Origin of the sequence: Streptomyces sp. M41, from assembly GCF_043673425.1 — a bacterium.
In the GTDB taxonomy this organism is placed as follows: Bacteria; Actinomycetota; Actinomycetes; order Streptomycetales; family Streptomycetaceae; genus Streptomyces.
On sequence record NZ_JBIMKE010000016.1, the window covers coordinates 83,173 to 96,862 of the forward strand.

Annotated in this window: 8 protein-coding genes; 4 read left to right on the top strand and 4 right to left on the bottom strand. The window is 71.6% G+C overall.

All coding sequences use genetic code 11. The features are described from left to right. Window positions 1–140: 140 nt before the first annotated feature. From ACHBTE_RS20690 to ACHBTE_RS20705, 4 genes are all read left to right on the top strand, one after another. Window positions 141–1,991, top strand: coding sequence for a glycoside hydrolase family 3 protein (locus tag ACHBTE_RS20690; protein ID WP_394725463.1), 1,851 nt, complete (start codon window positions 141–143; stop codon window positions 1,989–1,991). 142 nt (window positions 1,992–2,133) lie between these two features. Beyond that, complete coding sequence (locus ACHBTE_RS20695) at window positions 2,134–2,844, top strand: hypothetical protein (protein ID WP_394725464.1); 711 nt, start codon at window positions 2,134–2,136, stop codon at window positions 2,842–2,844. Between the two features lie 92 nt (window positions 2,845–2,936). Beyond that, the gene (locus ACHBTE_RS20700; RefSeq protein ID WP_394725465.1) at window positions 2,937–3,251 is read left to right on the top strand and encodes a CU044_2847 family protein; all 315 of its coding nucleotides are present in this window, start codon (window positions 2,937–2,939) and stop codon (window positions 3,249–3,251) included. A gap of 4 nt (window positions 3,252–3,255) precedes the next feature. Continuing rightward, window positions 3,256–7,383, top strand: coding sequence for a trypsin-like peptidase domain-containing protein (locus tag ACHBTE_RS20705; RefSeq protein ID WP_394725466.1), 4,128 nt, complete (start codon window positions 3,256–3,258; stop codon window positions 7,381–7,383). 41 nt (window positions 7,384–7,424) lie between these two features. Here ACHBTE_RS20705 and ACHBTE_RS20710 read toward each other — a convergent pair whose 3' ends face one another. From ACHBTE_RS20710 to ACHBTE_RS20725, 4 genes are all read right to left on the bottom strand, one after another. Continuing rightward, a complete protein-coding gene (locus ACHBTE_RS20710) occupies window positions 7,425–7,814 on the bottom strand; it encodes a hypothetical protein (protein ID WP_394725467.1) in 390 nt (129 codons plus the stop codon). Between the two features lie 78 nt (window positions 7,815–7,892). After that, window positions 7,893–11,612, bottom strand: a complete 3,720-nt coding sequence (locus tag ACHBTE_RS20715) for an ABC transporter ATP-binding protein (protein WP_394725468.1) — start codon at window positions 11,610–11,612, stop codon at window positions 7,893–7,895. 88 nt (window positions 11,613–11,700) lie between these two features. Continuing rightward, window positions 11,701–12,726 carry an esterase-like activity of phytase family protein gene (locus tag ACHBTE_RS20720; RefSeq protein WP_394725469.1) on the bottom strand — a complete coding sequence of 342 codons (1,026 nt, stop codon included), beginning with the start codon at window positions 12,724–12,726 and terminating at the stop codon, window positions 11,701–11,703. Window positions 12,727–12,779: 53 nt separating this feature from the next. Then, window positions 12,780–13,667, bottom strand: a complete 888-nt coding sequence (locus ACHBTE_RS20725) for a serine hydrolase (RefSeq protein ID WP_394725470.1) — start codon at window positions 13,665–13,667, stop codon at window positions 12,780–12,782. Window positions 13,668–13,690: the final 23 nt, after the last annotated feature.

Genomic DNA, 13,690 nt, shown 5'->3' on the forward strand with positions numbered 1-13,690 from the left:
CATCGGCGCGCCCCCCTCCAACTGCGCCGATGGCGGCCCCTTCCTGGTTACGGTGCACTCCCTTGACTGGCAGAAACTTCCCGGATATTGGTGACTTCTCGGAAGTTTCCTTCAGCGCACCACCTCCGGAAGGAGCGCACGTGCCCGACACCAGCACGGGAAGCATGGGAAACACCGCACCACCGTCAAGACGTACGGTCCTCGCGGCCGGCGCCGGCCTCACCACCGCCCTGGCCGTCGGCGGCACCGCCCACGCCGGCGCAGCCACCCACGACGACCGAGGACTGCGCGCCCTCATCGCCAGGATGACGCTGGAGGAGAAGGTCGGCCAGCTGTTCGTGATGCGGGTGTACGGCCACTCCGCCACCGCCCCCGACCAGGCCGACATCGATGCCAACCTCAAGGAGATCGGCGTCCGCACGGCGGCCGAGCTGGTCGCCAGGTACCGCGTGGGCGGCATCATCTACTTCACCTGGGCGCACAACACCCGCGACCCCCACCAGATCGCCGACCTGTCCAACGGCATCCAGCGGGCCTCCCTGACCCAGCCCCGCGGGCTGCCCGTGCTGATCTCCACCGACCAGGAGCACGGCATCGTCTGCCGCGTCGGCAAGCCCGCCACCCTGTTCCCGGGCGCCATGGCCATCGGCGCCGGCGGCTCACGCTCCGACGCCCGCACCCTCGGCCGCGTCGCCGGCCGGGAGCTGCGCGCGCTGGGCATCCGGCAGAACTACTCCCCCGTCGCCGACGTGAACGTCAACCCGGCCAACCCGGTCATCGGCGTGCGCTCCTTCGGCGCCGACCCGGCCGCCGCCGCCGGCATGGTCGCCGCCGAGGTGGCCGGATATCAGCGCTCCCGTCAGGTCGCGGCCACCGCCAAGCACTTCCCGGGGCACGGTGACACGGCCGTCGACAGCCACTACGGCTTCCCCGTCATCACCCACACCCGTGAACAGTGGGAGACCCTGGACGCCCCGCCCTTCCGGGCCGCCGTCCGCGCCGGCATCGACTCCATCATGACCGCCCACATCATGGTCCCGGCCCTCGACGACTCCGGCGACCCGGCCACCCTCTCCCGCCCGATCCTCACCGGCATCCTGCGCGAGGAACTGGGCTACGACGGCGTGGTGGTGACGGACTCCCTCGGCATGGAGGGCGTAAGGACCAAGTACGGCGACGACCGCGTCCCCGTCCTCGCGCTCAAGGCGGGAGTGGACCAGCTCCTCAACCCGCCCTCGCTGGACGTCGCCTGGAACGCGGTCCTGAAGGCGGTGCAGGACGGCGAGCTGACGGAGGCACGCCTCGACGAATCGATCCTGCGCGTCCTGCGGCTGAAGGCGAAGCTGCGCCTCTTCGACGAGCCGTACGTCAGCCAGGGCGGAGTCGACCGGCACGTGGGCACCCCGTCGCACCTCAGGGTCGCCGACCGCATCGCCGAGCGGACGACGACTCTGCTGGTGAACACGGGCCGGCTGCTCCCGCTGTCCCGCCGCACCCACCCGAGGCTCCTGGTCACCGGCGCCGACCCGGCCTCACCGTCCGGCACCACGGGCCCGCCGACCGGCGTCCTCGCCGCCGCCCTCGCCGAACTGGGCTTCACCACCACCGCCCTGTCGACAGGGACGGCGCCCTCCGCCGCGACCATCGCCAGGGCCGTCGCGGCGGCGGGCGCGGCGGACGCGGTGGTGGTCGGGACGTACAACGTCACGGCGGCAAGCGCGCAGAAGGCACTGGTGGAGCAACTGCTCGCGACCGGCAGGCCGGTGGTGGCGGTGGCGATCCGCAACCCCTACGACGTGGCCCATCTGCCCGCCGTCCCGGCCTGCCTGGCGTCCTACTCCTGGACCGACGTGGAACTGCGCGCCGCCGCACGCGTCATCGCCGGCCGAGTGTCACCGCGCGGCAGGCTCCCGGTGCCGGTGCAGCGTGCGGACGATCCGACGCGCGTGCTCTACCCGGTCGGCCACGGGCTGTCGTACCGGCGCGATTAGCTCGCGGTAGCACCTTGGACGTACCGCCCGTACGTCATATACCCACCCCACTCACCACCGACTTACGCAAAGGACCCCGTCCGCCTGGCGTGCGCCCGCTGCGGCGGGTCACGCTGGACGGGGGCACCGGGGGGAGTGGGCGATGCGCGTAAGAAGTGCCGTGGGGGTGGCGTGTGCGTGGCTGGTACTGCTCGCCGCGCTGTCGACGGGATGCCGGCAGGCGCCCGGTGCGTCGGACGCGTCGGGCCCCCCGGGCGCGGTGGCGGCGGGGGACGGCCGCCTGAGCGGGCCCGGCACAGGGAGTGAGGACGATATCGGCACCGGCACCGGCACCGGTCCGGAGACGACGCCGACCCGGCCGGCCGGCTACGGCGCGGTGTTCCTCGGCGTCGACGAGTGCAGCTCCTTCGGTACGACGAGCTTCACCGAGGTCTCCTGCACCGGCGAGCGGGCCGCCGCGCGGGTCGTGGCCCGCCATGACGGCCGGGTCGGCGACGGGCCCCGATGCCCCGGCACCACGGACTTCGTCCTGCACATCAGCGAACAGAGCCGCACCTCCGACGAGGACGGCGACGGCGCCATCCCCCAGGGCTTCGCCTGCATGCGCAACCTGACCCCACCCCACCCCGGCGACCCGGGCGGCGGAGGCGGCCCCCGCACGATCGTCGGCGACTGCGTCTACGACTCCGGCGACGGCCAGGTCCGCGAGACGTCCTGCGACGGCAAGGGCGAACGCGAACCCCAGTACAAGGTCACCAAGGCTGTACCCAAGCGGTCCGAGTGCCCCGTCTCGACGGCCCTGTACGTCCAGCTGGGCGGTGAGCGGGCGGTGGGGTGCGCACGGCCGGTGTGAGGTGGCCGGCGTGAGGCGTACGGCCTACTCCGGGGGGCCGTCCGTGGCCTGATGTGGTGATCCTGGCCAGGACGACACCTGTGGGAGGCGTCTTGGCACCACTGACCCGAATACCGCTGGAGGGCGGGGGCTCCGTTCTCTTCGAGGCGCCGGCCCCTGTGGAGGGGCCGGTGAAGGCCGGCCGCGTCGGCGACGCCGTCCGTGAAGTGCCGAGGACTCTGCAAGAGGCCCTGGAGCCGGTCACGGAGGCGGCACGCGCGGCACTCGATCAGCTGCGCCGGGCTCGACCCGACGCGATCACGGTCGAGTTCGGTGTCGACCTCGCGTTCGAGGCAGGGGCGGTGATCACCAAGAGTCAGGCCGGCTGCCATCTGAAGGTGACCGTGTCGTGGCAGAGTCCGGTCTGATCCGATGGCCGGAGCCGAGTACGTCCCCGACGACGGCATGGCGGCGCACCTGCCCGCCGCCGTCGCGCAGGTGCTGGGGCCGGACGGCAGGGCGGCGGGGGCGGGCTTCCTGGTGACCGAGGGTGTCCTTGTCACGTGCGCACATGTCGTGCAGGCCGCCGGGAGCGGGCCCGGAGGGCGTGTGAGCCTGGCCTTTCCGCACCGTGAGGGTGCGGACGGGGTCGGGGGCGACGTCGTCCCCGACCTGTGGCGTGCGCCCGAGACGGAGGACGTGGCCTTCATCCGGCTGCGCGGCACGCCGACGGACGGACGGGCACTCGCGCTGGGCTCGGCGGAGGGCTGCCGGGGCCATGAGGTGCGCTCGTTCGGGTTTCCCGCCCAGGCCCCGCCGGAAGGGCACTTCGGCTACGGAGTGGCCGGCGACCTGCTGCCGGGCTCGGACGGCAGAGGGGCGCTTCTGCAACTGACCGCCGCCAACGACCTCACCACCGGGTTCAGCGGCGGGCCCGTCCTCGACGAGGTGACCGGCCTGGTCATCGGCATGCTGACGGAGATCACCGCTCCCGACGCGTACGAACGCGGGCAGGGCATCGCCTACGTCACCCCGACCCAGACCCTGCGGGAGATCCTGCCGGAGCTGGCCGAGCGGGAGGTGTGCCCCTATCGGGGGCTGGAGCCCTTCACCGCGGAGCACGCGCGGTGGTTCGAAGGCCGGACGGACGCGGTGCAGCAGGTCCTGACGAACCTGGCACAGCAGCGGCGACTCACCCTGCTGCTCGGGCCGTCGGGCTCGGGCAAGTCGTCGCTGATCCAGGCGGGGGTGCTGCAGGCACTGGCGCAAGGGGAGCTGCCCGGCAGCGACCGCTGGCTGCCCGTCCTCGCCCGTCCTCGCAAGGACATGCTGGCCGAGATCGAGCGGGCGGGGCTGCCGGGGGCCGGCACGGTCGGCATCACGACGGCGGTCAACCGCAGGCTGGCCACCGAGCCCTCGTATCAGCGGATCCTGCTGGTCATCGACCAGTTCGAAGAGCTGCTGGTCCAGACGTCCAACGGCCGGCTGCGGGAGGTACTGGGGGTCATCGACGAGGTGACGACGGCCGCCGACGCGTACACGAAGATCACCGTGATCCTGATCATGCGTGACGACTTCTATCCTCAACTGGCCGCGCGAGCCCCCAGGCTGCTGGAAGCCGCCACGCCGGGGCTGCTCAACGTGCCGGGCACGCTCAGCCCGCAGGACCTGCACGACATCATCGTCCTGCCCGCCGAGGACGTGGGCCTGCACTTCCAGCCCGGGCTGCCGGAGCAGCTCATCAGCGACGTCCTGGAAAGCACGCCGGAAGCCTCCCTCACCCGCCAGGCGCCTGTCACCGTACTGCCCCTGCTGGAAATGACCCTCCGGCAGCTGTGGGACAGACGCAAGGACGGCTACCTCACCCACGAGGCGTACCGGCGCATCGGCGGGGTCAGCGGAAGCGTGACCACGTGGTGCGACAGCGCGCTCGACGAGCTCACCTCCGAGCAGCGGCTCATCGCCCGGCGGGCACTGACCTCGCTGGTGCACCCGGCCGACCCCAGTTACAACGTCACCGCCGTACGCACGCAGGTTCCTTTGGACGAGCTGCGCGATCTGGCAGCCGCCCCCGGCACCGTCGCCGACCGGGCCGCCGTCGACACCGTCATCGCCGCGCTCGCCCACCGACGCATCATCACCACCCAGACCCTCCGCGTCCCGCAACACCCCGGCGCCCCTACCGGCGAACCGGTGGCCGAGCTGATCCACGACGCGCTCATCCGTGACTGGGGCGCGCTACGGGCGTGGGTCGACCAGGATCACCGCTTCCAGGAATGGCTCGAACTCACCCGCGATCGCCGGGCCCGCTGGGCCGACCAGAAGGACCCGGGCGACCTGCTCGGCGGCACGGCGCTGGCGGAAGGCATGGAGTGGTCCGAGCAGCGGCGACTGCCTTCGGACATCAGGGAGTTCCTGACCGCGAGCAAGGAGCGACAACGGGCGGCGATCCGGCGCAGCCGGGTGCTCAACGGGTTCCTCGGGGGATTGCTGGTGCTGGCGCTCGTGGCGGCGGGGGGTGTGCTGTGGCAGTGGCGGAAGGTGGACGCCGCGAAGGAGGCGGCATTGTCACGGCAGCTTGCCGCGCAGTCGGACGAACTCATCGTCACCAACCCGGAACTCGCCGCGCTCCTGGCTGTCAAGGCATACCGCAGCAGCCACACGTCCGAGGCCGTCGACAGTCTGAGAACTGCCTCGGCCCTGCCGACGCATCGCCGACTGTCCGGGCACACGGGCGAGGTGCGCGCCGTGGCCTACAGCCCCGACGGCGGCACCATCGCCACCGGCGGTATGGACTGGTCCGTCCGTCTGTGGGACTCGGCCACGAGGAAGCCCCGGGCCAGACTCCGAGGGCACAAGGACGCCGTGAACGCCGTGGCGTTCAGTCCGAACGGCCGCACCCTGGCCACCGGCAGCGCCGACCACACCGTCCGCCTGTGGAACGCCAAGACCGGCGAACCCGGCAGGACACTCGAAGGACACCGGGATTCGGTCAGGGCAGTGGCGTTCAGCCGGGACGGCCGCACCCTCGCCACCAGCGGCGCCGACCACACCGTCCGCCTGTGGAACCCCGAAACCGGCGAACCCGGCAGGGCACTCGAAGGACACACGGAGCCGGTCACGACCTTGGCGTTCAGCCGGGACGGCCGCACCCTCGCCACCGGCAGCGCCGACAACACCGTCCGCCTGTGGAACCTCGAAACCGGCACGTCCCGCACGCTCAAGGAGCACACCCTGCCCGTGACGTCGGTGGCCTTCAGCCCGGACGGCCGCACCCTCGCCACCGCCGACAACGCTGAAGCCCACCTGAGGGACCCGAGGACCGGCACGAAGCGCACCACGCTGTACGAGCCGGCTCTCCTGATCGCCTTCAGCGCGGACAGCAAGTCGTTCGCCACGGCCTACGACCGCTATGTGCGACTGTGGGACGCGTCCACCGGCGCACCCCGCGCCGCGCTCACCGGGCACGCCAACGAGGTGACCGCACTGGCGTTCAGCCGCGACAGTCGGACCTTGGCCACCGCAGGTCGCGACGCGACCGTACGGCTATGGGACTCGACCGCAGGCAACGACCGCACGACCCTCAAGGGCCATACCAGCAACGTGTATTCGGTGGCATTCAGCAAGGACGGCCGCACCATCGCCACCAGCAGCGCCGACAAGGCCGCCCAGCTTTGGGACCCGGTCACGGGCCAACGCCGCAAGACTCTCGTCGGTCATGGTGACGAGGTGAACGCGGTCGCCTTCCACCCAGACGGCCGCATCGTCGCCACAGGCAGCGACGACGGAACCGTCCGACTTTGGGACCCTGCCACGGGAAAGAACCGCGCGACATTGGAGGAACACCAGGACTGGGTGCGGACGGTGGCCTTCAGCCCGGACGGCCGGACCCTCGCCAGCGCGGATGACACGGGCGCGGCGTTCCTTCGCGATGCGGCCTCCGGCGAGGTGCGCCTCCCACTCGACGCCCACGACCGCGTCGTGTACGCGATGGAGTTCAGTCCCGACAGCAAAATCCTCGCCACGGCCAGTGAGGACTCCACGGTGGCACTCTGGGACGTGGCCTCCGGAAAGAGGCGCGCCACACTCACCGGACACAGCGGATACGTACTGTCGGTGGCCTTCAGCCCCGACGGTCACAGGGTCGCCACCGCAAGCGACGACGGCACCGTCCGACTGTGGGACAGAGCCACCGGCAAGACGCTCGCCTCGCTGACCGAACACACCACCGCCGTGCTGACGGTGGCCTTTCACCCCGACGGCGACACCCTTGCCACAGGCAGCGCTGACGGCACGGTCCGTCTGTGGGACGCCGCAACCGGCAAGGCCCTCGCCACGCTCGCTGCGGGATTCAGTGGGGTGAATTCGCTGGCGTTCAGCCCCGACGGCCGCACCCTCGCCATCGTGGGCGGGGACGGGACCGGGCGCCTGTGGGACGTCGCCACGCCCCCCGATCCCGATCAGGCCGTCCAGCAGATCTGCCGCACCTTCGGCCGCGACCTCACCCCGGAGGAACGCGCCGCCTACCTCCACGACTCGGACGCATCCGTGTGCGGATGATCCCTACGCCGGGCGGACGCAACGGGTGCGGGGCCACCCCGTCAGCAAAGAATCCACCCCTTGCTCACCGCCCCCCGCCCCACCTTTCCCTTCACCCACACACACCGCTGCCCGGCATGCACCGTCACCGGTCCCGCCTGGTAGCGGTAGCGGGAGGCGTCGACGACGGGGTTGGCTCGGCGGGCCTGGACGCTGACCATCATCCACTGTTTGCGGCCGGGGTCCTTGGCCTTGGTGATGGCGCAGACGTAGCCGCGCTTCTTGTAGACGTACAGCGTGCCGGTGGAGAACGGGTAGGTCTTGACCTTGCGGCCCTCGCAGCGCGTGGGCGCCGCCTGGGCCTGCGTCGGGGCCGCGAGTGCCAGCAGTCCGGACGCGGTCAGCACCGCCATGCCGACGGCCAGTCGTCGGCGTATCGCACCTCTGTCCACCGTGTTGTCCTCCCCGTACACCGGCATCGAGCGTACTGGTGTACGGACGCACGACGTATGCCGGATGGTTGCACGGCCCTACCGGGACGCGGCGACCGGCTCCTCCGGTTCGGCCTGCCCGAGGAAGGTCCGCCACAGTTCGGCGTAGTGGCCGCCGCGGGCCAGCAGCTCCTCGTGGGTGCCGTCCTCCGCGACCCGGCCGTGGGCCATCAGCACGACCCGGTCCGCGCGGGCGGCCGTGGTCAGGCGGTGGGCGACGACGAGGGTGGTGCGGCGGCCCGCGAGACGGTCCGTCGCCTGGTTGACCTGGGCCTCCGTGGCCAGGTCCAGCGCCGCCGTCGCCTCGTCGAGGAGCAGGATGTCGGGGTCGACCAGCTCGGCGCGGGCCAGCGCGATCAGCTGGCGCTGCCCGGCGGAGAGGTTGCGTCCGCGCTCGGCGACCTCGTGGAGGTAGCCGCCGTCGAGGGTGGCGATCATCTCGTGGGCGCCGACCGCGCGGGCCGCAGCCTCGACCTCGGCGTCCGTCGCCGCCGGGCGGCCGTAGGCGATGGCGTCGCGGACGGTGCCCTGGAAGAGGTACGCCTCCTGCGGGACGACGCCGAGCCGGTGGCGGTACGCGGTGGTGTCCAGGGAGCGCAGATCCTTGCCGTCGACCGTGACCCGGCCGGCGGTGGGGTCGTAGAAGCGGGCCACCAGTTTGACCAGCGTCGACTTGCCGGCGCCGGTCTCGCCGACGAAGGCGACCGTCTGGCCGGCGGGGATGCGCAGCTCGATGCCCGACAGGGCCTCCTCGCCGTCGCCGTACCGGAAGTGCACGTCCTCGAAGGCGACCTCGCCGCGCAGCGACGGCACCTCCAGTGGCTGCTCGGCCGCCTTCGTGGACGTCGGCTCGCGCAGCAGTTCCTGGATGCGGCCCAGGGAGACCGTGGCCTGCTGGTAGCCGTCGAAGACCTGGGAGAGCTGCTGGACGGGGGCGAAGAACAGGTCGATGTACAGCAGGTACGCCACCAGCGCACCGGTCGTCAGGGTCGCGGCCTCGATCCGGGCGCCGCCCGCGATCAGCACCGCGGCCGCGGCGGCCGACGACAGGAACTGCACGAACGGGAAGTAGATGGAGATCAGCCACTGGCCACGGATCCGGGCCTGGCGGTAGCTGTCGCTGCGCTCGGCGAACCGCGCACCGCCGTCCCGCTCGCGCCGGAAGGCCTGCACGATCCGCAGCCCGGCGACCGACTCCTGGAGGTCGGCGTTGACGACCGACACGCGTTCCCGGGCGAGTTCGTACGCCTTCACACTGGCCCGGCGGAAGAAGAACGTCGCGACGATCAGCGGCGGCAGCGTCGCGAAGACGACGAAGGCGAGCTGGAAGTCGAGCACCAGCAGGGCGACCATGATGCCGAAGAACGTGACGACGGAGACGAAGGCGGTGACCAGGCCGGTCTGGAGGAACGTCGACAGCGCGTCCACGTCCGTCGTCATCCTGGTCATGATCCGGCCGGTCAGCTCGCGCTCGTAGTAGTCCAGCCCGAGCCGCTGGAGCTGGGCGAAGATCTTCAGGCGCAGGGAGTACAGGACGCGTTCGCCGGTGCGGCCGGTCATCCGGGTCTCGCCGATCTGCGCGGCCCACTGGGCGATCACCGCGAGCAGCGCGAGCAGGGAGGCCGCCCAGACGGCGCCGAGGGCCGCCGCGCTGACACCGTCGTCGATGCCGTGCCGGATCATGACGGGCAGCAGCAGGCCCATCCCGGCGTCCATGGCGACCAGACCGAGGCTGATCAGCAGGGGCAGCGCGAAGCCGCGGAGCAGCCGCTTGAGCCCGTACGACTCCTCCGGCCGGACCGCCTGGGCCTCGTCGACGTCGGGGGTGTCGGTCGCGGGGGGCAGGGCGTCGACCTGGGCGAGCAGCTCGGGGGTGGCCGGGGACTCCGACAGCGCCAGGTCCTTGCGTTCGCGGTCGCCGGTCCACAGCCTCGGCGTGACCCCGCGCTCGGCGTCGAACTCGGCGTCCAGCTCGTCCCGTACGGAGGTGTCCTCCTGGGGGCAGGCCGGCTGGGTGTGGCCGGGTGAGACGCCGCCGAGTTCGTCGGGGTCGGTGAGCAGACGGCGGTAGAGGGCGGAGCGTTCCTGGAGTTCCTCGTGGGTGCCGATGTCGGCGAGGCGGCCGGCGTCCAGGACCGCGATGCGGTCGGCGAGGCCCAGGGTGGAGCGGCGGTGGGCGATGAGGAGGGTGGTGCGGCCCTCCATGACGTGCTTCAGCGCCTCGTGGATCTCGTGCTCGACGCGCGCGTCCACCGCCGACGTGGCGTCGTCGAGGACGAGGAGACGGGGGTCGGTGAGGATGGCGCGGGCGAGCGCGACACGCTGACGCTGGCCGCCGGAGAGGGTGAGGCCCTGCTCGCCGACCTTGGTGGCGTAGCCCTCGGGCAGCTCGGTGATGAAGCGGTCGGCCTGGGCGGCGCGCGCGGCGGCCTCGATCTCCTCGTCGGTCGCGTCGGGGCGGCCGTAGGCGATGTTGTTGCGGACCGTGTCCGAGAAGAGGAAGGAGTCCTCGGGGACCAGCCCGATCGCGGCCCGCAGGGAGTCGAGGGTCAGCTCGCGCACGTCGTGGCCGCCGACGAGGACGGCGCCCCGGGTGGCGTCGTAGAAGCGCGGCAGGAGCAGGGAGATCGTGGACTTGCCGGAGCCGGAGGAGCCGACGACCGCGAGGGTCTCGCCGGGGCGTATCGCGAAGCTGAGCCCGTCGAGGACCGGGCGCTCGTCGGCGTAGCCGAAGGACACGTCGTCGAACTCGACGGTCGCGGGGGCGTCGGCCGGGAGGGTTCTGGTGCCGTCCTTGATCGACGGTTCGGTGTCGATCAGCTCCAGGACGCGTTCGCTGCCGGCCCTCGCCTGCTGTCCGACGGTGAGGACCATGGCGAGCATCCGGACCGGGCCGACCAGCTGGGCGAGGTAGGTGGAGAAGGCGACGAACGTGCCCAGCGTGATGTGCCCGCGCACCGCCAGCCAGCCGCCGAGGGCGAGCATCGCGACCTGCCCGAGCGCCGGGACCGCCTGGAGCGCCGGGGTGTACTTGGAGTTGAACCGGATGGTGCGCAGCCGCCCGGCGAACAGCCGCCGGCTGACCTCGCGCAGCTTCCCGGTCTCCTGGTCCTCCTGCCCGAACCCCTTCACCACCCGTACGCCGCTGACCGCGCCGTCGACGACGCCGGCGACCGCGGCGGCCTGGGCCTGGGCGTACCAGGTGGAGGGGTGCAGCTTGGACCGGCTGCGCCGGGCGACCCACCACAGGGCCGGGGCGACCGCGAGGGCGACCAGGGTCAGCGGCAGCGACAGCCAGGCCATGACGACCAGGGAGATCAGGAAGAGCGCGAAGTTCCCGATGGTCATCGGGAGCATGAAGAGCAGGCCCTGGATCAGCTGGAGGTCGCTGGTGGCCCGGCCGACGACCTGGCCGGTGGACAGCTCGTCCTGACGGCGCCCGTCGAGCCGGGTGATCGTGCCGAACATGTCGGTCCGCAGATCGTGCTGGACGTCGAGGGCGAGACGGCCGCCGTAGTAGCGGCGGATGTAGGTGAGGACGTAGACCACGAGGGCGGCGGCGATCAGCAGCCCCGCCCAGAGGGCCATGCCCCGGGTCCGGTCGGTGATGACGTCGTCGATGATCACCTTGGTGATCAGCGGGACGACCGCCATGACGGCCATACCGGCGAGGGACGAGCCGAGGGCGAGGATCACGTCCTTGGGGTAGCGCCAGGCATAGCCCCACAGTCGTTTCGCCCACCCCTGCTGCGCTGCCACGCCGGTGCCCTCCGTTCGTCCTGATCTACCGGAAGGCACCAACACGGTGACGGACGGATTTCATCCCTCCGTGACAATCGGTTCGCGATCAGACACGGACCCGCAGGTGGTAGAAGCGCGTGGTCTGCACCGCGTTCTGGTTGTCGTCGCTGACCAGCAGCACCCTGAGGCGAGCGCCGGCACGGCCCGTGACCGCCATGCCCTCGATGTTGTCGAGCAGCGGGTTCGGCTGGGGCTGCCCGGTGGTCGCTCCGAGTGACGGGCAGGTCACGAGGTCGGTGAGCAGCGTCTTGCCGATCAGGCGTACGCCGTCCTGCCCGGTCAGCCGCTCGACGCCGCTCGTGTCCGTGGCGCGGCGCGGGTCGGCGAGGTAGAGGCGGACGGTGTTGCCCACGCCGGAGGTGAAGCCGCGTTCCAGGACGAGGAGGCGGCCGTCGGGGGTGGCCTGGACCTCGGGGACGCCGAGGCCGGTGTCGGTGCGGTAGGCGTACTGCCGGCCGAGCTGGAAGTGGCCGCCCCTGGTCTTGCGCCAGGTCTGGAAGCGGACGATGCCGGCGCTGTCGCCGGAGAGCGCGTACTCCATGGAGGCGAGCAGGGTGCGTCCGCCGGGGAGCAGGGTCAGTCCTTCGAAGGTGCCGTTGGGGACGCCGCGGCCGACCGGGGCGGTCTTGAGCGCGTCCGGTACGGGGAGCCGGTCGAGGATCCGGCCGTCGCGGGCGTGGCGGCGTACGGCGGGCTCGGTCTCGGAGGAGACCAGCCGGGTGCCGTCGCGCTGGACGACCAGGCCCTCGGAGTCGAGGGCCGCGCCGCTCTCGTCGGCGAGCGGGACGACGCCCTTCGGCGCGAGTGTCCTGCGGTCGAGGCGGAAGAGGGCGGAGCGGTCGGAGACGGCCGCGAGCGAGCCGTCCCGGTCCACGGCGAGGGCGGAGAGGTTGCCGACGAAGGTGCCGTCGTACGTCGTCTTGTCGAGCGCGTCGGAGAAGCGGTCGATGGAGACGGAGGGCGAACAGGCGTGGCGGCCCCGTGAGTCGGCGGTCGCCGGGCCGGCGGCGGTGAGGCAGGTGGCCGCCACCAGGCCCGCGGCGAGGGTCGCGAGTACGGTTCTCAGGCGCATGGACGTCACCGTAGGTCGGGTGGGTGACGTGGGGTAGGCCGCCGCGTGAAGGGTCAGCTTGCCGCCAGGTCCTTGTGGATGACCTTCGCCACGCCCTGGATGGTGGAAATGCCGTAGTTCATGGTGCTGTTGCCGTGCGTCAGCACCGTGATCATGTAGTCGTGTCCGCCGCCCTTGAACGCGCCGACGCTGTGCACCCGCCAGCCCTGCGTGGACCGCTTCAGCCAGCCGTTCTTGACGGCCACGGTGACACCGGACGGCACTCCGTACGGCGTGCCCCAGCGCTGCGAGGAGACGACCTGGCCCATCAGCTTCAGGATGTAGGCGCGCGAGTTGTCGCTGAGTACCGCGTTCTTGGCGGTGATGAGCCCCAGCAGCTTCTGCTCGTCGGTGACGGTGATCCGGGTCAGGCCCCAGTAGCCGTCCGCGCCGGGCTTGGTCTGGGTCATGCCGGCGGCGGCCAGGAAGCCCTTGATCTTCGTCATCCCCAGCTGCTTCCAGAGCGTGCTGGTGGCGGCGTTGTCCGACTTGGTGATCATCGCCTTGGCGAGGGACACCTCACGGTCGGTCAGGAACCGGTCGTTCTTCTTCGCGTCCCACAGCAGTGCGGCCAGCACGGTCACCTTGACGACACTGGCGGAGTCGTAGGCGCTGGAGGCCCGCAGGGTACAAGTGGTCTTCGTGGAGCGGTCGTAGAGCCCCACCGCGACGGTGCCCTTGCGGCCCGCCAGCGCCGCGGTGATGTCCCGCTTCAGCTTGTCGGCGAGGCCCGCCTTGGCGGACGTACAGCTGACGGCGGGGGCGGGGGCGGGGGCCGCGGCGGCGGGGGTGGCGGCGGCGACGGACGGTATGAGGATCCCCGCGCCCACACCGACGGCCACGAGCGCCCGCACCCGTCTGGCCCCGCCCGTTGTCTTCTCGCTCGTTGTCCCGTGAGTCATGTCCTGTTGACCAACGAGCCGAC